The following is a 20,135-nucleotide window of genomic DNA, read 5'->3' as shown; positions in this document are numbered from 1 at the left end:
TTCAGATCCCTCGGCTCACCGGAGTCGCGCTGCCCTCCAGCAGCACCTGGGCGACCAGCTCGGGGTCGTCTCCCATCGGGATGTGACCGCAGTCGGGAAGCCAGACGAAGCGCGCCTTCGGCAGGTGCTGCTGGGCCCGAATGGCCTGGGACTTCAGCAGCAGGCGGTCCCGGCTGCCCCAGGCGATGGTGATCGGCACTCCGGCACAGGCGCCCCGGAACCGGGTCTCGACTCCGGCCCGCAACGTCGGTTCGAACCCGACCGCGTCGCGCAGTGCCTTCGCGTCCGCGACCAGAGCGTCGGCGCTCAGCCGCTCGGGATGGCCGTAGATCAAGCCGAACATCGCCTTACGCCGCTGCGGCGAACGTGCCAGCACCTCCAGCACGGTGTCGGGGACCCTGGCGGCCAGCCGGGAGGCCCGCAGCACGGCGGCCGCGTAGCGGAGCTCGGCGGCAGAGGTGAATCCCGCCGGTGACAACGCGGTGGCCGAGCTCACCAGCCCCCGGTCGGCGGCCTCCAGGGCGAAGAGGCCGCCCAGCGAGTTGCCCGCGATGTGTGGCCTGTCCAGGCCGAACTTCTCGAAGGCCTCCGTCATGACCTCGAGCACCGTGTCGATGACGTAGGGAGTGCCCGCGGGTAGCGGTGGCGACGCCCCGAACCCGGGGAGGTCGACCGCGATCACGTCCCGCTCCTTGGCGAGCAGGTCGAGGACAGGCTCCCAGGCCTGCCAGCGGTGGCCGATGCCATGCAGCAGCACCAGCGGGGGGCCCTCCCCGCGGCGCTCGAAGACGATGTCCACGCCGCGAGGCTAGGGCAGAAGTTACTTACTTGTCAGTAGTAATGCAGCCACGAGTGACGGCCCTCACATCGGGTGGCCACACTAGGGGCGTTACCGGGCCGTCACGCCGGGGCGGGCACGTCGGCGGGGCGGCGGTGCTCCAGCGTGCTGCGCAGCTGGCCGCGGCCTCGGTGGATCCGGCTGCGTACGGTGCCGAGCTTGACCCCCAGCGTGGCCGCGATCTCCTCGTAGGTGAGCCCCTCGATGTCGCACAGCACCACGGCCGCCCGGTATTCCGGCGCGAGCTTGTCCAGGGCCGCCTGGATGTCGGCGTCCAGCAGCCCCTCGTCGTAGGCCATCGCCGGGCTGGGCTCACGGCCGGCGAGGCGTTCGGCCGCGTCGTCGGCGAGTCCCTCGAATCGGATGCGCTGCTTGCGGCGGACCCGGTCCAGGAAGAGGTTGGTGGTGATGCGGTGCAGCCATCCTTCGAACGTTCCAGGCGTGTAGGACGACAGGGAGCGGAACACCCGGACGAACACGTCCTGTGTCAGGTCCTCGGCATCGTGCTTGTTGCCGGTCAGCCGGTAGGCCAGCCGGAACACCCGGCCGGAGTGCTCGCGAACGATCTCCTCCCAGCTCGGTGGCGTCCACGCCACAACACCTGTGGTCACCACTGCCCCCCTGGTACCTGATGCGAAATCGTTACCGCTCACTATGGCGTGGCGGGGATAAGAAGCGCGTAAGAACGCGCGCACTCGCCTGTTACCTGGCAGCCAGTGCTCGATGGCACTGCTGGACGGCATCACCCAGCCGGGGCTTGGTGTGACCGATGTCATCCGATGAGGTGGCCGCGAAGTGTTGAACGTTCTACCGGTCGGTAGCAATGATCGGGATCACCCCCTGCCCGTCCCAGGGGCCGCCTCCACCACCCCCGAGGAGCTCCATGACGCAGCGTAGCTACAACCTCGCAGACATACTGGAGATCCTGGCCGAGGCAGGCCCCGATCGCCCCGCCCTGGTGGCCGGCGACGCCCGCCTGAGCTACGGGGAGCTGGACCGCCGCGCCTGCCGGGTGGGCCACCATCTCCAGGCCGCCGGGATCCAGCCCGGCGAGCACGTCGCGATCCTCGCCTACAACCGGGCCGAGTGGCTCGAGAGCATGTTCGGCGCGTTCAAGATCCGGGCGGTGCCGGTCCCGGTGAACTACCGGTACGTCGCCGCCGAGCTGCGGCACGTGCTGTACGACTCCGACTCCGTGGCCGTGATCGGCGAGCGCTCACTGCTGGCCCGGGTCGAGGACATACGGGACGAACTACCGAAGCTGCGGCACGTCGTCGTACTGGAGGACGGCGGCGCCCAGGAGATCGCCGACGCCGTCCGCTACGAGGACGTGCTGGCGGCGGCCTCGCCGGACGCGGACTTCCCCGAGCGCTCCAGCGACGACCATTACCTGATGTACACCGGCGGGACCACCGGCTATCCCAAGGGCGTCGAGTGGCGTTGCGAGGACGTCTTCTTCGGTGCGCTGGGCGGCGGCAACGTGCTCGGTGACCCCATCGCCTCGCCGGAGGCCATCGCGGAGAACGCCGCCAAGCCGGCCATGTCCGTGCTCGTCTGCGCGCCCGTGATGCACGGGGCCGGCCAGTGGGTCGCGCTCATGGGACTGTTCAGCGGCGCCAAGGTCGTGCTCTACACCGACCATGGTTTCGACCCGGGCAAGGTGCTCGGCCTGCTGGCCGCGGAGCAGGCCAACGTCCTCATGGTCGTCGGTGACGTGATGGCCCGCCCGGTGGCCCAGGAACTGGCCAAGGGCACCCACGACACCTCCTCGCTGTTCGCCATCGCCTCCGGTGGAGCCCCGCTGACCACCGCCGCGCGGGCGGAGCTGCGGGCCCACCTGCCCAGCATCCTGTTCCTCGACAACTACGGCGCCTCCGAGACGGGAGCGTGCGGGCCCTCCGTCGAGGGCAAGGACGGCGGCACCGCGCAGTTCCAGATGAAGCCGGACTGCACCGTCCTCGACGATGACCTCAAGCAGGTCGAGGCCGGGGAGATCGGCAAGCTGGCCCGCAGCGGTCACATCCCGCTCGGCTACTACAACGACCCGATCAAGACCGCCTCGACCTTCTTCGTCGACGCCGACGGCAAGCGCTGGTCGATCCCGGGTGACTTCGCGGCCCTCAACGAGGACGGCACGATCACGTTGCTCGGCCGCGGTTCGCTGGTGATCAATACCGGCGGCGAGAAGGTCTACCCCGAAGAGGTCGAGGTCGCGATCAAGGAGCACCCGAACGTCTATGACGTGGTCGTCGTGGGCCTGCCCGACGAGCGGTTCGGCCAGCGGGTCGCGGCCGTGGTCGCGACCGGGCCCGGCACCACGTTGACGCTGGAGGAGCTCGGCGCCTACCTCAAGGACCGGATCGCCGGTTACAAGATTCCCCGGTCCCTGCGGCTGGTCGAGGAGGTCCAGCGCACCGCGGTCGGCAAGTCCGACTACAAGTGGGCCAGATCCGTCTTCGCCTGAGCCCTGGCCGGACGGGGCCGGGCGAGAGGGCAAGGGCAAGGGCGGGAGAGCGAGGGCGGGAGAGCGAGGAGAGCGCCGGGGCCGCGTGAACGGGCCGCGGGATGAGGTCACCGCGGGCCGACCGATCTCGGTGCCGGCCGCCGATCTCCTTGCGGGGCGTCACGAGCCGGTGATCACGGGCTCGTCTGCTGCACCTGGAGCAAGAACTCGGCGTTGGAACCGGTCTCCTTCATCTTCGCGAGGAGGAGTTCGAGGGCCTGCTGCTCGTCGAGGGAGTGCAGCACCCGGCGCAGCTGCCAGCTCAGCGCCAGCTCCTGCGGGTCCATGATGAGCTCCTCCCGGCGCGTGCCGGAGGGCTCGATGTCGATCGAGGGAAAGATCCGCTTGTCGGCTAGGTGCCGGCTGAGCTTCAGCTCCATGTTGCCGGTGCCCTTGAACTCCTCGAAGAAGACGTCGTCCATCCGGGAGCCGGTCTCGACCAGGGCGGTGGCCAGGATGGTCAGCGAGCCACCGTTCTCGATGTTGCGCGCGGCACCGAAGAACCGCTTGGGCGGGTAGAGGGCGTTGGCCGACACGCCGCCCGCCAGGATGCGGCTGCTGGTGGGCGCCGCGATGTTGTACGCCCGGCCGAGCCGGGTGATGGAGTCGAGCAGCATGACCACGTCGTGGCCGAGCTCGACCAGCCGCTTGGCCCGCTCGATCGCCAGCTCGGCGATGGCGATGTGCTCGTCGGCGGGCCGGTCGAAGGTGGACTGGATGACCTCGCCCTCCACCGAGCGCTGCATGTCGGTGACCTCTTCGGGCCGCTCGTCGATCAGCACGACCATCAGATGGCACTCGGGATGGTTGCGGGTGACGGCGTTGGCGATCGCCTGGAGCACCATGGTCTTGCCCGCCTTGGGCGGCGAGACGATGAGCCCTCGCTGGCCCTTGCCGATCGGGCTGACCAGGTCGATGACCCGGGCGGCCAGCGCGGTGGGGTCGGACTCGAGCCGCAGCCGCTCCTGCGGATGCAGCGGGACGAGCCGGTTGAAGTCGGGGCGTTCGAAGCCGGGGGCCAGGCCGTTGACGGTCTCGACGGCGACGAGCGCACCGTGCTTCTCGCGGGTGCGGGCCGGCCGGGCGGTGCCGTTGACGACGTCACCGCTGCGCAGCCCGAACGTGCGGACCTGGGCCAGGGAGACGTACACGTCGCCGGGGCCGGGCAGGTAGCCGGTCGTCCGCACGAAGGCGTGGTTGTCGTGGATGGAGATGATTCCGGCGACCGGGTGCACCGTCTGTTCGTCGGTGCCCCGGGCGTTCGGGATCGCGTGCCCGCGTGGCGCGGGCTTACTGGGCTGTGTGGTTCTCAATGTGTCCGTCACGGTCAAGGGGGGTTCCTTTCGCGGGTGTGCCGCAGCGCGGCGCGAATCCCGGAGAACGCTCGCGTAGGGCTCGGTGCGCTACGCGGTATGGCTGAGCAATGAAAAAGTGAGTGGAAAAGCCGCGGCACTCAGATCGGCCGGGCGACGCCCTCATTCCTGCGCGAGGAGCGGTAGGCCACCGACAGCACTGCCACCGCAGAGCGGGAGATCCAGTGCTGGTAGCACCGTACATCATGGTGCCCGCATTCGGGAGAACCTATGCGCGCTCGCCCTTGGCCAGCGTTTCGAGGGCGTCGAGGGCATCGGTCAGCGCGGCGCGCTGGGCCTCGGTGAGGGTGCCCAGACGCTCGACCAGGAAGGCCGATCGCTCGGTGCGGAGCTGTTCGAGCCGCTCGCGGCCCTGCGCGGTGATGTGCAGCTGCGCGGCCCGTCCGTCGTCGGGGTCGGGTTTGCGCACGAGCAGGCGGTGCCGCTCCAGCGAGGCGACCACCCGGCTCTGGGTGGGCAGGCTGACGCCCTCGACGACCGCCAGGTCGCTCAACCGCACCGGCTCGAGCTCCTCGACGCTGGCCAGCGTCGAGACCTGACTCGAGCTGAGACTCTGCGGCGTGTGCTGCCGCAACCGCCGGGTGATCCTCGCCAGTGCCAGCCGGAGCCGGGCGGCGAGTTCGGCGTCCGTCAGATCCTGGGTCACCATACTGATCATCCTGTCGTGCGCCCGGCTTCGCTGAGAGGTGCGGTGGGCACCTGGGGCTCATCTTGGTGGATGAACCGGCGTCCGCGCAGCACCGAGGCGAGCGCGGCGGCCAGCGACATGACGATGGCCAGGCCGAACACGATGACCAGGCCCTGGTGGAACGGCCCGGAGATGAGCTCCGGGAAGTAGCGGTGCCCGGTCAGCTCCTGCGCGTCGGCCGCCGGTAGCCGGTCCAGCGTGCCGCTGGGCGCGAGCAGGTGCTGGATGGGGTTGTAGCCGAGGAAGGCCGCGAACAACGTGCCGACCGGGGGAAGGGAACCCACCTGCTGGGCGACGTCCGGCGGGACTCCGTGCGAGGTGAGGCCGCCGGTCAGGGTCCGCGGGAGGCTGTCGGACAGCCCCGCGACCATCAATGAGAAGAACACCCCGATCGACAGGACCATTCCCGCGTTCATGGAGGTCGCCGCCATGCCGCCGGCCGCGCCGCGCTGATCCGCCGGGACGCTGTTCATGATGGCGGTGGCGTTGGGCGCCTGGAACAGCCCGAACCCGATGCCGTTGACGAAGACCAGGAGCGCGAACCAGCCGTACCCGAAGTCGATGGGGATCAGCAGGAGCCCGAGGAAGGACAGCGCGGCCAGCACCGCGCCGCCGGAGGCGAACGCCCGCGCGCCGTACCGGTCCGAGAGCCAGCCCGACGCCGGGCCGGCGACCAGGAAGCCCAGGGTCAGCGGCAGCAGGTAGATGCCCGCCCACAGCGGGGTGGCCTCGAAGTCGTACCCGTGCAGGGGAAGCCAGATGCCCTGCAGCCAGATGATCAGCATGAACTGCATGCCGCCACGGGCGATGGCGGTCAGCAGCCCGGCGGCGTTTCCCATCGCGAAGGCCCGGATGCGGAAGAGCCCCAGGTGGAACATGGGCTCGGCGACCCGGCTCTCGATCACGCAGAAGGCGACGAGGGTCAGCGCGCCGCCGATGAGGCCGCCCAGCACCCACGGATTGGTCCAGCCCTGCGCGTGCCCTCCGTACGGCTGGATGCCGTAGGTGATGGCCGCCAGCAGCGCGGTCAGGCCCACGGCGAAGGTGATGTTGCCCAGCCAGTCGAGCCGTACGGCGGAGCGGACGGAGGTCTCGCGCAGGCTGCGGTAGGACCAGATGGTGCCGGCGATGCCGATGGGCGCGGACACGAAGAACGTGAGCCGCCAGTCGATCTCGCTCAGCAGGCCGCCCGCGACGAGGCCGAGGAACGAACCGGCGATGCCCGCGACCTGGTTGGTGCCCATCGCCATGCCGCGCTGGTGGGCGGGGAAGGCGTCGGTCAGGATCGCCGCGGCGTTGGCCATGAGCATCGCACCGCCGATGCCCTGGACCACCCGCCACACGATCAGCCAGACCGCCCCGCCCCCGCTGGTGAACGGATCGAGGGCGAGCAGGATCGTGCCGACGGTGAACACCGCGAAACCGGCGTTGTAGATCTTGACTCGGCCGAGGATGTCGCCCAGCCGGCCGAGCGTGACGACCAGGACGGCCACGACCAGCAGGTAGCCCATCAGGACCCACAGCAGGTAGCTGACATTGCCGGGTTCGAGGGGGTTCAACCGGATGCCACGGAAGATCGCGGGTAGGGAGATGATGACGATCGACGAATTGATCATCGCCAGCAGCATGCCGAGCGTGGTGTTGCTCAGTGCCACCCATTTGTACCGGCCGGCGCGATCGTCCATGGTCTCGCCTCCAGAATGTTGCTTAGTGCTAACTAAATACAATGCCGCATGGCGCGTCAATCGATCCCGCCGTCATTCGATCCCGCCGTCGAACGGCGCCGATGGAGCGCGCCGATGAAGGTCCCCGACGCGGTAATCAATGATCTTCATATGACCGGGCGTGCCATGGGCGCCCTCGGCCGCATAAAGAGGACATGGGGGGCGTGCGGGGAAATCTGCTCCAAGAGCGGTACCGCCTACTCACCGTGGTCGGCAGAGGCGGCATGGGAACCGTATGGCGGGCCCATGACGAGGTCCTCGACCGTGACGTGGCCGTCAAAGAGGTGACCCTCCCCGGGCAGCTGAGAGTCGGCGAGCGCGTGCTGCTCTACCACCGCGTCCTCACCGAGGCCCGCGCCACCGCCATGCTCGACCACCCAGGTGTGATCACGGTCCATGACATCGTCGAGCAGGACGGCCGTCCGTGGATCGTGATGGAGCTGGTCCACGGCTCCTCCCTGCAGCGGCTCATCGACCAGGACGGCCCGCTGCCGCCGCACCGGGCCGCCGCGATCGGCCGCGAGGTGCTGTCGGTGCTGGTGGCCGCGCACGCGGCCGGCCTGTTGCACCGGGACGTCAAGCCCAGCAACGTGCTCCTGGCCGTCGACGGCCGCGTCGTGCTCACCGACTTCGGCCTGGCGGTCCACCGCGGCGAGGTGGGCGCGCGCGTTCCGCTGGAGGGCTCGCCTGCCTACGTCTCGCCCGAGCAGGCGAGCAGCCAGCCGGTCACCGAGGCGTCCGACCTGTGGTCGCTGGGCGCGATGCTGTACGCCGCCGTCGAGGGGCGCCCGCCCTTCGCCCGCGGCGGCGCCCTGGCCTCCCTGATGGCCGTGCTCCTCGACCCCTACGAGCCGCCGCGGCACGCGGGCGGGTTGCGAGTGGTGATCGACGGGCTGCTCCGCAAGGACCCGGCCGAGCGGCTCACCGCGGACCAGACCGCTCGGCTCCTGGCCCGGCTGGAGGCCCGGGAGCGGACCGGACGGGCGCGGATGCTGCCCCGGATCGGCGCGCTGACCACCGTCTCGGTGCTCATCGCCGCCGTCGCCGCGGGCGGCACCTGGTCGTCGCGCTGGACCTCGGTGGGATCGAGCGACACCGTACGGTTGCGGGAGATGGTCGTGGCCGCCGGGCTGGCCGGTTACCGGGAGGCGGCCGGCTACTCGGTCGGCATCCCGCTCGGCTGGCGGCGCACCGTCCGGACCGATGGCATCTACTGGTCCGATCCGAGCATGAGGCGCTATATCCGGATCGCTCCGGCGGCGGGGGATCCGCTGGAGGGCCTGCTGGCCGCGGCGCGGCACAGCCGGGACGCCCGGTACCGTACCGTCCGGTTGGAGGCCACCGGCGCACCGCCCGGCGGCGGCGCCGAGTGGGAGTACACCGCGCCCGGGACGCACGCGCTGCGGAGCCGGCTGGCCGGCTACGACCTGTTGTTCGTGGCACCGGAGGACCGCTGGACGCCGAGTGTCCGGGTGCTCGACGACATCCTGCGCACCTTCCGGGGCTGACCCCGGAGCGAGCCGGGATAGGGGAGCGAGCCGGGATCAGGCGCCGGAGTGCCGGTCGAGCACGGACCGGATCAGTGCAAGGACGGGCTCGCGCAGGCCGGGCAGCGAGGCGTGGTCGTCGACGGCCACCCGGGCCGTCACCATCGCGCCCACCCCGCCGACCACCAGGTTGCAGGCGAAGTGCGGGTCCGGCAGCGTACGCCAGCGCTCGTCCGCGGTGAGGATCTCGGTGAACATGCTGACCCAGCGCCGCTGCACCTCGAACCGGCGATCCGCGGCGGCCGGGCCCGCGGCGTAGATCTCGGTGAGGAACATCTTGGCCAGCGCGGGCTCGCGGGCCATCAGGTCGAGATAGGTGGTCAGGGCCCGGTCGAAACGCTCCATCGCGGGCAGGTCCGGTGACCCGGCGGCCTCTCGGACGCCGGTCTCCAGCAACTCGCCGGCCTTGTCGAAGGCGGCCAGAAAGCAGGCCTCCTTGTCGGCGAAATGCTCGTAGAACGTCTCACGTGAGACGTGCACGCGCTTGAGCACTTCGGCGACCGACGTCCGGATGTAGCCCTTCTCCGCGACCGCTTCGGCCATGCCCAGCAGGAGCCGGCCGCGCTGCGAAGCGACGACCTCTTCCCGGGACAGGCGATGGCGTCCGCGTGGCAGGGTGTCGAGGAAGGCCGAAGTGTCCACGGTCGCACGGTATCAAGCCGCCAACTACCGTTCAGTAGCAACACGACGGCAGATCCCGGGAAAGTGTCAGCGGGCCTGCTTGTAGACGGCCACGGCGCAGGCGCTGCCGAGCCCGATGTTGTGCTGCAGGGCGACCCGGGCACCCTCCACCTGGCGCCCGCCGGCCTGGCCGCGTAGCTGCCAGGTGAGTTCGGCGCACTGGGCGATGCCGGTGGCGCCCAGCGGGTGGCCCTTGGAGATCAGGCCGCCGGACGGGTTCACGACCCATGTGCCGCCGTAGGTGGTGGCCTGCGCGTCGACCAGCTTGTGCGCCTCGCCGACCGGCGCCATCCCCAGCGCCTCGTAGGTGATCAGCTCGTTGGCGCTGAAGCAGTCGTGCAACTCGATGACGTCGACGTCGTCGATGCTCACCTCCGCCTGCTCCATCGCCGCGCGTGCGGCCCGCTGGGAGACGCCGAAGCCCACGACCTGGATCGAGGAGTTGTCGGCGAAGCTGTCCGGGGTGTCGGTGGCGATGTGGTGGCCGGCGATCTCGATGGCCTGATCCCACAGGTCGTGCTCGTCGACGAACCGCTCGCCGGCCACGATGGCGGCCGCGGCGCCGTCGGAGGTCGGCGAGCACTGCAGCTTCGTCAGCGGATCGAAGATCATCTTCGCGTTCTTGACGTCATCGAGGCTGTACTCGGTCTGGAACTGGGCGTACGGGTTGTTCACCGAATGCTTGTGGTTCTTCCAGCCGATCCAGGCGAAGTGCTCGGGGGTCGAGCCGTACCTCTCCATGTGCTCGCGGCCCGCGTTGCCGAACATCTGCGGCATCGGGGCGGCGGCCTCCCAGGGGCGGCTCTTGACCATCGAGTCGAGGTGGAAGTCGACGATGGTCACCTTGGACTGCCCGATCCCGGCGCCGAGCGAGCCCTTCTGCATCTTCTCCATGCCCAGGGCGAGCACGCAGTCGGCCAGCCCGCCCTTGACCGCCTGCCGGGCGAGGAACAGCGCGCTGGAGCCGGTGGCGCAGGCGTTGGCCACCGTCATCACCGGGATGCCGGTCATCCCCGTCTCGTACAGCGCGCGCTGGCCCATCGAGCCGTACATCGAGCCGGCGTAGGCCTGCTCCACCTTGTCGTAGGAGATGCCGGCGTCTTCGAGCGCCTTCCCGACGGCCTCCTTGGCCATGTCGGGGTACTCCCAGTCGCGGGAGCCCGGCTTCTCGAACTTGGTCATGCCCACGCCGACCACGAAGGTGCGGTTGCCCTGGCTCGTGCTCATCGCCCGTTGCCTCCAGATCCGAAGCGGATTCGGTGAGCAGCTTAGCTCCCGCGTCCGAGCAAGCGCTTGCCTGTACCCCTCCAGCGATCCGCTCATGGCCGGGACCAGCCTGGGCGGGCCGCGCGCCGTGACAGCGGCCACCGGCGCATAGTGTGAGGCGATGACCTGGAGCCTGCTGGGCGCGCTGGCCGCGAGCCTGTGCTTCGGCGTGGCCACCGTGCTGCAGGCGATTGCGGCCCGGCGGACTCCGGCGGGGCAGGGCGTCGATCCCCGGCTGCTGATCAGGCTGGCCGGGCAGCTCCCGTACGTCGTGGGGCTCCTGCTGGACGTGACCGGCTTCGCGCTGGAGCTGGCGGCGCTGCGCTCGCTTCCGCTGTACGTGGTGCAGGCCGTCATCGCGGCCAACCTGGCGGTGACGGCGGTGGTCGCCGCCCGGGTGATGAGGATCCGGCTGGCCGGCCGTGAGTGGGCCGCGGTGGCCGTCGTCTGCGCCGGGCTCGCCCTGCTCGGCCTGGCCGCGGGCCACGAGAGCGCCGGCCGGGTGAGCCTGCTGTTCCGTTTCACGCTGCTGGCCGCGGTCGCCGTGCTGTTCGTGGCGGGCATGGCGGCCGGGCGGCTCCGGGGGCGGGCGCGCTCGGCGGTGCTGGGCCTGATCGCGGGGCTGGGCTTCGGCGCGGTGGCGATCGGGGCCCGGGTCCTGACCAGCCTGTCCCCGCTGGACCTGGCGCGTGATCCGGCGGCGTACGCGCTGGCGGCCGGCGGTGTCGCCGCGATGCTGTTCTACGCCACCGCGCTGCAGCGCGGGTCGGTCACCACGACGACCGCCGCCGTGGTGGTGGCCGAGACGGTGGTGCCCGCCGCCGTCGGCATCGGGCTGCTGGGCGACCACACCCGCCGGGGGTACGTTCCCGTGGCGCTCGCCGGGTTCGTGCTGGCCGTGGCGGCCACCCTGATCCTGGCCCGGTTCGGCGAGCCCTCCGCCACCGGGCGGCCGGCACCGGAGAACGTGGGTTCCTGATGGCACAACGGCAGCGCAACCGCCGCAGCGTGGTGCAGCGCGAGGACGTCGACTCGGGCACCGCGGAGCTGATGGCCGACCCCGACCGCGCACGGGCCTGGACGTTGCTGCTGGACGGGACGCCCCAGTCGCACGTCGACCTGGACGATCCGACCTACCTCGACTTCGAGTACGTCCGCCGGCTCGGCCACGTCGCGGACCTGGCGGCCCCGCCCGGCAAGCCGCTCCAGGCACTGCATCTGGGCGGCGGCGGCCTGACGCTGCCCCGCTACATCGCCAGCACCCGGCCCCGGTCCACCCAGCAGGTGGTCGAGCTGGACGCCGCGCTGGTGGCCCTGGTCCGCCGGGCCCTCCCGCTGGAGCGCACCTGGCGGATCCGGATCCGTACCGGCGACGCCCGCGAGGTCCTGTCCCGGGCCCCCGCGGACACCTTCGACCTGGTCATCTGCGACGTGTACGCGGCCGGCCGGACCCCGGCGCATCTGACCTCGGCGGAGTTCGTGGCGGCGGCGGCCAGGGTGCTGCGCCCGGCGGGCCTCTTCGCGGCGAACGTCGCCGACGGCGCTCCGCTGGCCTTCGCGCGGGCCCAGGCGGCGACGCTGCGGTCCGTGCTCCCGGAGGTCTGCCTGATCGCCGACCCGGGGGTGCTGCGCGGCCGCCGGTTCGGCAACCTCATCCTGGTCGGCGGCCGGGTGGAGCCGCCGGTCGCCGCGCTGACCCGGCTGGCCGCCGGCGACCCGTTCCCGGGCCGGGTGCTGTACGGCCCGGAGTTGACGAAGTTCATCGCCGGCGCGGCACCGGTCACCGACGACACCGCCCGGCCGTCTCCGAACCCGCCGTCTGGCATCTTCTAGTCCATGTCCACCCGTGATCTCGTCGTCCTGGGCTCGGCCGCCGCGGTCCCCACCAAGACCCGCAACCACAACGGCTACCTGCTGCGCTGGGACGGCCACGGGATCCTGTTCGACCCCGGTGAGGGCACCCAGCGGCAGATGATCCACGCCGGGCTCGGCTCCGGCGACGTCACCTGGATCTGCGTCAGCCATTTCCACGGTGACCACTGCCTCGGGGTCTCCGGCGTCATCCAGCGCATCTCGCGTGACGGGGTGCGGCACCCGGTGGACGCCGCGTTCCCGGCGAGCGGTGCCGCCTACTGGCGGCGGCTGCGGCACGCGGCGCTCTTCCACGACACCGCGGTGATCCGGGAGCGGCCGCTGGCCGGCGACGAGGTGGCCCTCGACACCGGTGACGCGCCGTTCACGCTGACCGCCCGGCGGCTGTCGCACACGGTCGAGACCTATGGTTACCGCCTCGCCGAGCCCGACGGCGTCACCATGCTGCCGGACCGGCTGGCGGCGCTCGGCGTCGAGGGGCCGCTGATCGGGCGGCTCCAGCGCGACGGCGCCGTGACCACCTCCCGGACGGTGACGCTGGAGGAGTGCAGCGTGCCGCGTCCCGGGCAGAAGGCGGCGTTCGTCATGGACACCCGGCTGTGCGACGCGGCGTTCGCGCTGGCCGACGGGGCCGATCTGCTGATCATCGAGTCGACGTTCCTGGAGGCCGAGGCGGCCCAGGCGCAGGAGCGCGGTCATCTCACCGCCGCCCAGGCCGGCCGGGTCGCCGCGGAGGCCGGAGTGCGGCGCCTGGTGCTGACCCACTTCTCCGAACGGTATCGCCCGGAGGACGAGTCGCGGTTCGTCGCGGAGGCCGCGTCGGTCTTCGACGGCGACATCGTGCTGGTGCACGACCTCGACCGGGTGGCGATGCCGTCCCGCAGGGTGCCCGACCGCACCGCCGGGCGTGCGGCCCGCGCGAACACGGACCGCACGCCGGCGGCGGAGGGATGACGCCTGTGGAACCCGGCCGGCTCAACCCACCCTGACGCCCACCGGCCGCTCGGCCACCGGTGCGTGACGCGCGGCGGACATCCGGCCCGGCCACCAGTTGGCCCGGCCCAGCAGGGTCATCAGCGAGGGCAGGATCACGATCCGGACGATCACCGCGTCGATCAGTACGGCCGCGGCGAGGCCGAAGCCCATCTGCTTCATGTCCATCATGGGCAGGGAGGCGAAGACCGCGAACACCGAGACCATCACGATGGCCGCGCTGGTGACCACGCCCGCCGACCGGGTGATGCCGTACTCCACCGCGTCCCGGGTCGGCATGCCGCCGCGCGCCGCCTCCTGGATCCGGCCGACCACGAAGACGTGGTAGTCCATCGACAGCCCGAACAGCACGACGAACAGCAGCAGCGGCAGCCAGGCGATGACGTTCCCGGTCGAGGTGAAGTCCAGTGCCCCCTCCGCCCAGGTGTGCTGGAAGACCAGGACGAGCAGGCCGAACGCCGCCATCGCGGACAGCAGGTTGATGGAGATCGCGGTGAGCGCCACCACGACGGACCGGAACGTCACCGCCATCATGACGAAGGTGAGCAGCAGCACGAAGCCGATCACCAGGGGGAGTTTCTCCTCGACATGGCGGCCGAAGTCGAGGTTGTTGGCGGTCTCCCCGCCGACGGCGTACTCCGCGCCCGCGATGTGGCCGACCGTGGCGGGCAGCAGTTCCCCGCGCAGTTCCCGAAGTGCCTGCCTGGCCTGCGGCGAGTCGCCGGAGTACGGGGAGACCAGGCTGACGGTGTGCACCTGGCCGTCCGCCGAGGAGCGGATCTCGGGCCCCGGGCTCTGCGCCGCCCGATCGGGGGCGGACGGGTGGACGAACAACGGGTCGCGCTGAGTCCGTTGCACCAGCGCCCGCAGTGCCGCCCGCACCTCGGCCGCCCGCTCGGCCGGAGCCCGCACGGCCACCTTCTGCGGGGCGTGCTCGGCGGGGAACGCGGTGATCATGCGGTCGTAGCTCTGCATCGCCGGAATCGCACGCGGCAGCTCGTCGGTGCCGGTGTTCTTGAGCCGCATGTCCAGCGCGGGCAGGGCGAGGGCCAGCAGCGCCACGACCGACACCAGCAGGGTCGCCAGCGGGTGCCGCAGCGCCGGGCGCAGCAGGGCCGGCCAGAGCCGGGGCGTGCCGCCGCGGCCGGTGAGCCGCCACAGCAACGGCACGCGCGGACGGTCGGCCGCCCGGCCGAGCTTGGCCAGCAGCGCCGGCAGGATCGTCAGCGAGCCGATCATCGCCACCGAGACCACGATGATCGTCCCGGTGGCCAGGCTGGAGAAGATCACGTCGTTGGCCAGGTAGAGGCCCGCCATCGACACGATCACCGCGATGCCCGAGACCACCACCGAGTGTCCCGAGGTGGCCGCCGCGATCTCGATGGCGTCGATGCGCCCACGGCCCCGCGCCCGTTCCTCGCGCTCCCGCTTGAGGTAGAACAGCGAGTAGTCGACCCCCACCGCCATGCCCATCATCATGATCATGCTGGAGACGGTGCCGCTGTCGGGGAACACGTGCGAGGCCAGCCCGTACAGGCCCGTGGAGGCGGCCACGGCCGAGATCGCCAGCAGCACGGGCACCCCGGCGGCCACGATCGCACCGAACGCCACCATCATGATCAGCAGCGTCACCGGCAGGCTGAGGCCCTCCGACGTGGCGAGATCCTTACCGATCTGCTCGTCCAGGCCCTTGCCCACCGACGCCGCACCCACCTGCTCGATGCGAAGGTCGGAGTGGGCCCGCTGGATCGCCGCGGTCTCCTTCAGCAACGGCGCCACCCGCTCCTTGGCGGTGTCCGGATCGCCGCGCATGACGACGGGTACGAGGATCGCCGTGCCCTTCGGCGCCGGGGCCGGCTCGCCCACCTCCGCGACCTCCCGCAGGGCCCGCATCCGCCGCGCCACCTCGGCGGCGACCCGCGGATCCGGCTTCCCGGACCGTGCCGTGATCAGTACGTTCTCCACCGCCGGATCGTCCAGCCCGCTCCGGTGCAGGATCTGGGTCGCACGGCCGGACTCGCCGACGCCCAGATCCCGTTCCGTGGTCTTCTGGGTTCCGGCGCCTCCCCCGACCACCACGCACACGGCGACGAAGACGATCCAGATCAGGATCGCCCGCCATGGGTGGGTCGCGCTCCATCTCGCCATCCGTACCGCCGGCCCTCGTGCCATCGTCGTGTCCTTCCCAGGTTGTCGAGCAGCGCCGTGTCGAGCAGTGCCGTGCTCACTCGTGCTGTGCTGATGACCTAGAGCCTGCTGCGCGGCGGAACGGCGATCACTGGTCTCACGACCCGCCCGGGGGTAGGGGAAACTCCTCCCTGTGGTGCGGACGGAAGGGGCTCTGGCACCCGTGAAAGAAACCTGCCGGGCCGATCACAATGTGCGAGTGGAGGGCGGTACCTCCGACGGTGTTCGGTACAGGTGTGTTCGGTACAGGTGTGTTCGGTACGCGGGTGGGCATGAGGGAGGCCGGTAATGACGGAGCGATACGGTGACGGCCCGCGTGGTCAGCTGGGGCGGGGGCTCGTCACGTGCGGCCGCGGCCTGCTCCAGGCGGTGCTGGCACCGACGGCCTGCCTCGCGCTGTTCATCGTGACGGTGCTGTCGGTCGCCTTCCTCCCCCTGGGGGTCGGGGTGCCGCTGGTGCTGCTCACGCTGCCGGCGCTCCGCGGGCTGGCCGGCAGCCAGCGCGAGTGGGCGCGCGAATGGTCGGGGGTGGCGATCCCGGTTCCGTACCGTCCCGCCCCGCGGTTCGACGGGAAGGGCCTGATCGGAAGCCTCCAGCGGTGCAAGTGGCTGCTCAGCGATCCGGCGAGCTGGCGGGACCTGCTGTGGACCCTGGTCAACGTGCCGGTGGGCCTGGTGCTGGGCCTGCTGCCCGCCTGCCTGGTGGTGTACGGGCTGGAGGGGATCCTCGTCGCTCCCTGGGTGGGGTACCTGGCCGACGGCTACGGGTACGGTCCGATGTGGCCCCTGTCGGACTACGGCGTACTGGCCTTGCTGTCCGTGCCGCTGGGCGCACTGCTAACGATCTTCGGGCTGTGGTCGGGGCCGTGGATCCTGCGGGGACACGCGCTGTTCACCCGCTCGCTGCTGGCCCCCACCCGGCAGGCCGAGCTCGCGTCCCGGGTACGGCGGCTGACCGAGACCCGCTCCGACGCGGTGGACGCGCAGGCGGCCGAGCTGCGCCGGATTGAGCGGGACCTGCACGACGGCGCGCAGGCCCGGCTGGCGGCGCTCGGGATGAGCATCGGCCTGGCCGAGGACCTCATGACCAAGGACCCCGAGACCGCGCAGCGACTGCTGGCCGAGGCCCGTGAGGCCAGCGGTGTGGCGCTGTCGGAGCTGCGTGACCTGGTGCGCGGCATCCACCCGCCGGTGCTGGCCGAGCGGGGCCTGGACGGGGCGGTACGCGCGCTCGCCCTGGCCCTTCCGCTCCCGGTGGACGTGGACATCGAACTTCCGGGCAGGCTACAGGCCCCGGTCGAGTCGGCCGCGTACTTCGCCGTCGCCGAGGCGTTCGCCAACGTGGTCAAGCACAGCGCCGCCGGGAACGCCTGGGTACGGCTGCGCCACGAGGGCGGCGTGCTCTCGATGGTGGTCGGCGACGACGGCATCGGTGGCGCGGAGTCCGGTTCCGGCACCGGTTTGCGGGGCATCGAACGGCGGCTGGCGGCGTTCGATGGAACGATCGCCATGACCAGCCCCGTCGGCGGGCCCACCGTCGTGACCATGGAGTTGCCGTGCGAGTTGTCATCGCCGAGGACCTTGCCCTCCTACGGGACGGACTGATCAGGCTCCTCACCGCCTACGACTTCGAGGTCGTCGAGGCCGTCGACAACGGACCGTCACTGCTCCGGGCGCTGACCACCCACCGCCCGGACGTGGCGGTCGTCGACGTACGGCTGCCGCCGACCTTCACCGACGAGGGCCTCCAGGCCGCCCTGGCGGCGCGCCGGGAGGTGCCGGGGCTGCCGGTGCTGATCCTCTCCCAGCACGTCGAGCGGCTGTACGCCCGCGAGCTGCTGTCCGACAGCTCCGGCGGGGTCGGTTACCTGCTCAAGGACCGGGTCTCCGACGTGCGCCAGTTCACCGAGTCGGTGCGCCGGGTGGCCGACGGCGGCACCGCTCTTGACCCCGAGGTCGTCTCCCAGCTCCTGGCGGGCCACGCGAAACAGGAGCCGCTGCTGCGGCTCACCCCACGGGAGAGCGAGGTGCTCGCCCTGATGGCCGAGGGACGCACCAACGCCGCGATCGCCGCCAGGCTGTTCGTCACCGAGAAGGCGATCAGCAAGCACACCAACAACATCTTCAGCAAGCTCAGCCTGCCGCCCTCCGAAGACGACAACCGCCGAGTCCTGGCCGTACTGGCCTATCTCAACGCCTGAGACTACGGCCGCCCCTGCATGCGGACGCTGGGCAGCATCGCGAGCAGGTCGAACCACGCCGCCGGGCTGCCGCCCGCCCGCCTCGGCATGTCCGCAGGCCCGGAGCCGTCTCGATCGGCTCGGGGCCTGCGGCGCGCTGCGAGCTCCGGCTCAGGCGGTGGAGGCGGCGCGGGCCGTGGGGCCAGGGCGGGCGGGGTCGTCGACGGTGGGGTGGTCGCCGTCACGGTGGGCGCGAATGGCGTCGTCGACGTATTCGCGGGAGAACATCGCCGACAACTGCGCGACGCCGCCGCTGTGCACCCTGACTTCGCCGTGCTTGACGTGGCCGGTGATCCGGATCCGGCGGCCGGTGCCGGCGGACTCGGTCTCGTGGAAGGTCTGCTTGACCTTGCCACGGCCGGTCCAGTGCAGGTCCCAGTGGTCGATGACCGCGCCCTCGGGCACGAGCAGCTTGAGCATCGAGTGATCCATGTCCACGACGAGCTCGATGTCGCCGGGCGGGATCTGCGGGGAGCGGAGATCCAGTACGGCGGAGCCACGGCGGCCGCGGAACTCGAAGCGGCGGCTGGTGGTCCAGTGGCCGAGCTTCTTGGTCGAGGCGTAGTGGGACTGGACCTGGGTGACGTCACCTGCGACGTCGGCTGTGCCGTCGTTGGTGGTGCCGGTGGTGGTGGTGCCGGTGGTGAGCGGGGAGTTCATCACGGTTTTCCTCTCCAGGAATCGGGCAACTACCTTCGCTTTCCGAGCAACTCTTTCTAAGAGTCTCTCGATATGAGAGAGACTAGACCGTCCCGGAACCTCCGTCAACACCTCCGTCAACCGGACCCGGCCAAGCCCCCGGCCGGTTCGCTGGAACGAAAATCATTCTCAGGAGGCGGACATTAAGATCGAACCCATGAATCCCCCAGAAGGTCCCTGGGAGTGGATCCGTGGCGAGGAGGCCTCCCGGCCTGCCGTGATCGTGTACGCGCACGGGGGCGGATTCGCCGCGGGCGATCCGGAGATAACCCGGGCGGTGACGGCGGAGCTGTCCGAGGCCACCGGGTGGTCCGTGCTCGCGGTCGACTACCGGCCGGCTCCGCAACACCCCTATCCGGCGGCGTTGCACGACGTGCTGGATGCCTACCGGGCCGTACTTGCGGCGGGTGGAAGCCCCGATCGGACGGTGCTGGCCGGGGACTCGGCCGGTGGGACGCTGGTGCTCTCGGCGGTGCTGACCCTGCTGGCGGCGGGTGAGCGGCCGCCCGCCGGGCTGGTCACGATCTCACCGGTCACCGATCTCACCTTTCCCGGTGCCTCGTTCGAGACCAACGACGGCAAGGACATCCTGAACCGCGACGGCGTGGAGCAGATGCGCCAGGCCTACCTCGGCGGAGCCGACCACGCCGCGGCGCCGCAGTCCCCGGCCCACGGTGATCTGCGCGGACTGCCGCCGATGCTGACGGTGGTCGGCTCGCAGGAGGTGCTGCGCGACGACGTCCTGGCGTTCGCGCAGGCGGCCGAGCGGGCCGGTGCCGAGGTGACCGTGCAGCTGTTCGACGGCGAGATGCACGGGTTCTACATGCCGGGCACCCCGACCGCCGACGAGCTCTGGAAACTGATCGGTGAGTGGACACGCCGGCTGATCGACCGAGCCTGATCGACCCGGGCAGATTAACGGGCCTGATCAATGGGCTTGATCAATGGGCTTGATCAACCCGTGTACGGCGGGGCGACGCCCCATCCCCAGTGCGGGACGGGCGCCTGCATCGGCGGCCGCGCGCCGGGCTGGGAGTTGGCGACGGCCAGCCGGGTGCCCCATTCGAGATAGCCCACGAACGCCGCCCGGAACTCGGGATCCGCGGGCAGCCCGACCTCGTCGGCGGCGTCGAGCAGCAGGTTCACCCAGCGGCGGCGCTGCGGCTCGGTGATGGCCTTGCCGAGATGCTGGGTGACCATGTGGTGGTAGCCGCCGCGCTCCTCGGTGTACCGGGCGGGCCCGCCGAAGACCTCGGCCAGCCACATCGCGACGAACGCCGGATGGTGCGAGTCCATGTGCTCGAAGAGGGGGCGCAGCAGGTCGTCCTCGAGCACCTTCGTGTAGAAGGCCTCGGTGAGGCGCTCGAACGCCTCGGTGCCGCCGGCCCACTCGTACAGGCTGGGTACCGGCTCGTCGCCGCTCATACGATCGTCCTTCGGGGAGTCGAGGAAATCCGTGAACACCCAGCAGTAAACCCTGTAACGGTGTAATCATCCACCTGGAAAACCGGCCCGGCATTGCCT

General features: G+C 70.9%; 17 protein-coding genes and 1 pseudogene. 8 read left to right on the top strand and 10 right to left on the bottom strand.

The features are described 5' to 3' along the window. Position 1 precedes the first annotated feature (1 nt). Positions 2-799 (bottom strand): alpha/beta fold hydrolase, encoded by a 798-nt coding sequence (locus ACRYCC_RS33575; protein ID WP_433817825.1) that lies wholly within the window; start codon positions 797-799, stop codon positions 2-4. Between the two features lie 101 nt (positions 800-900). Continuing rightward, entirely contained in the window at positions 901-1,449 is a 549-nt protein-coding gene (gene sigE, locus ACRYCC_RS33570; RefSeq protein WP_433817824.1) for an RNA polymerase sigma factor SigE, read from the bottom strand. Positions 1,450-1,721: 272 nt separating this feature from the next. Between sigE and ACRYCC_RS33565 the strand changes: the two genes are divergently transcribed. Further along, a complete protein-coding gene (locus ACRYCC_RS33565; RefSeq protein WP_433817822.1) occupies positions 1,722-3,302 on the top strand; it encodes an acyl-CoA synthetase in 1,581 nt (526 codons plus the stop codon). A gap of 173 nt (positions 3,303-3,475) precedes the next feature. Here the strand turns inward: ACRYCC_RS33565 and rho are convergent. The 3 genes and pseudogenes from rho to ACRYCC_RS33550 all read right to left on the bottom strand — a co-directional run. Further along, positions 3,476-4,591, bottom strand: a pseudogene (rho, locus tag ACRYCC_RS33560) (transcription termination factor Rho); the annotation flags it as partial. A gap of 331 nt (positions 4,592-4,922) precedes the next feature. Beyond that, positions 4,923-5,363, bottom strand: a complete 441-nt coding sequence (locus ACRYCC_RS33555) for a MarR family winged helix-turn-helix transcriptional regulator (protein ID WP_433817821.1) — start codon at positions 5,361-5,363, stop codon at positions 4,923-4,925. Positions 5,364-5,368: 5 nt separating this feature from the next. Then, positions 5,369-7,087 carry an MFS transporter gene (locus ACRYCC_RS33550; protein ID WP_433817819.1) on the bottom strand — a complete coding sequence of 573 codons (1,719 nt, stop codon included), beginning with the start codon at positions 7,085-7,087 and terminating at the stop codon, positions 5,369-5,371. 194 nt (positions 7,088-7,281) lie between these two features. On the opposite strand from ACRYCC_RS33550, the gene ACRYCC_RS33545 reads away from it, so the two are divergent. After that, positions 7,282-8,634: a serine/threonine-protein kinase gene (locus ACRYCC_RS33545; protein ID WP_433817818.1), complete on the top strand. Its 1,353-nt coding sequence runs from the start codon at positions 7,282-7,284 to the stop codon at positions 8,632-8,634. 36 nt (positions 8,635-8,670) lie between these two features. Here the strand turns inward: ACRYCC_RS33545 and ACRYCC_RS33540 are convergent, their stop codons facing one another. Beyond that, on the bottom strand, positions 8,671-9,315 hold the full coding sequence (locus tag ACRYCC_RS33540) for a TetR/AcrR family transcriptional regulator (RefSeq protein ID WP_433817816.1): 645 nt from the start codon (positions 9,313-9,315) through the stop codon (positions 8,671-8,673). Positions 9,316-9,381: 66 nt separating this feature from the next. Further along, the gene (locus tag ACRYCC_RS33535; protein WP_433817815.1) at positions 9,382-10,581 is read right to left on the bottom strand and encodes a thiolase C-terminal domain-containing protein; all 1,200 of its coding nucleotides are present in this window, start codon (positions 10,579-10,581) and stop codon (positions 9,382-9,384) included. Between the two features lie 160 nt (positions 10,582-10,741). Here ACRYCC_RS33535 and ACRYCC_RS33530 point away from each other — a divergent pair, with 160 nt between their 5' ends. The 3 genes from ACRYCC_RS33530 to ACRYCC_RS33520 are packed head-to-tail and all read left to right on the top strand — an operon-like array spanning position 10,742 to position 13,446. Further along, on the top strand, positions 10,742-11,599 hold the full coding sequence (locus tag ACRYCC_RS33530) for a hypothetical protein (protein ID WP_433817814.1): 858 nt from the start codon (positions 10,742-10,744) through the stop codon (positions 11,597-11,599). Continuing rightward, positions 11,599-12,453, top strand: coding sequence for a spermidine synthase (locus ACRYCC_RS33525; protein ID WP_433817812.1), 855 nt, complete (start codon positions 11,599-11,601; stop codon positions 12,451-12,453). Before ACRYCC_RS33530 ends, ACRYCC_RS33525 begins: the two co-directional genes overlap by 1 nt. Before the next feature lie 3 nt (positions 12,454-12,456). Further along, positions 12,457-13,446 carry a ribonuclease Z gene (locus ACRYCC_RS33520; protein ID WP_433817811.1) on the top strand — a complete coding sequence of 330 codons (990 nt, stop codon included), beginning with the start codon at positions 12,457-12,459 and terminating at the stop codon, positions 13,444-13,446. A gap of 21 nt (positions 13,447-13,467) precedes the next feature. Here the strand turns inward: ACRYCC_RS33520 and ACRYCC_RS33515 are convergent, their stop codons facing one another. Further along, positions 13,468-15,657, bottom strand: a complete 2,190-nt coding sequence (locus ACRYCC_RS33515) for an MMPL family transporter (RefSeq protein WP_433817810.1) — start codon at positions 15,655-15,657, stop codon at positions 13,468-13,470. Between the two features lie 303 nt (positions 15,658-15,960). On the opposite strand from ACRYCC_RS33515, the gene ACRYCC_RS33510 reads away from it, so the two are divergent. Together ACRYCC_RS33510 and ACRYCC_RS33505 are read left to right on the top strand one after the other, a co-directional pair. Next, the gene (locus ACRYCC_RS33510) at positions 15,961-17,277 is read left to right on the top strand and encodes a sensor histidine kinase (RefSeq protein ID WP_433817808.1); all 1,317 of its coding nucleotides are present in this window, start codon (positions 15,961-15,963) and stop codon (positions 17,275-17,277) included. Continuing rightward, positions 17,229-17,873: a response regulator gene (locus ACRYCC_RS33505; protein WP_433817807.1), complete on the top strand. Its 645-nt coding sequence runs from the start codon at positions 17,229-17,231 to the stop codon at positions 17,871-17,873. The genes ACRYCC_RS33510 and ACRYCC_RS33505 overlap by 49 nt, the downstream gene beginning before the upstream one ends. A 150-nt stretch (positions 17,874-18,023) precedes the next feature. Here the strand turns inward: ACRYCC_RS33505 and ACRYCC_RS33500 are convergent, their stop codons facing one another. Continuing rightward, positions 18,024-18,572 (bottom strand): hypothetical protein, encoded by a 549-nt coding sequence (locus tag ACRYCC_RS33500; protein ID WP_433817805.1) that lies wholly within the window; start codon positions 18,570-18,572, stop codon positions 18,024-18,026. A 196-nt stretch (positions 18,573-18,768) separates the two neighbouring features. On the opposite strand from ACRYCC_RS33500, the gene ACRYCC_RS33495 reads away from it, so the two are divergent. Continuing rightward, positions 18,769-19,512 carry an alpha/beta hydrolase gene (locus ACRYCC_RS33495; RefSeq protein WP_433817804.1) on the top strand — a complete coding sequence of 248 codons (744 nt, stop codon included), beginning with the start codon at positions 18,769-18,771 and terminating at the stop codon, positions 19,510-19,512. Between the two features lie 53 nt (positions 19,513-19,565). Here the strand turns inward: ACRYCC_RS33495 and ACRYCC_RS33490 are convergent, their stop codons facing one another. Next, positions 19,566-20,036, bottom strand: coding sequence for a group II truncated hemoglobin (locus ACRYCC_RS33490; protein ID WP_433817803.1), 471 nt, complete (start codon positions 20,034-20,036; stop codon positions 19,566-19,568). Positions 20,037-20,135: the final 99 nt, after the last annotated feature.

The sequence above is a fragment of the Actinomadura scrupuli genome, from assembly GCF_050971785.1.
GTDB lineage: Bacteria > Actinomycetota > Actinomycetes > Streptosporangiales > Streptosporangiaceae > Actinomadura_E > Actinomadura_E scrupuli.
The sequence above is the reverse complement of the archived record's forward strand: the minus strand, read 5'-3'. Positions and strand labels throughout refer to the sequence as shown.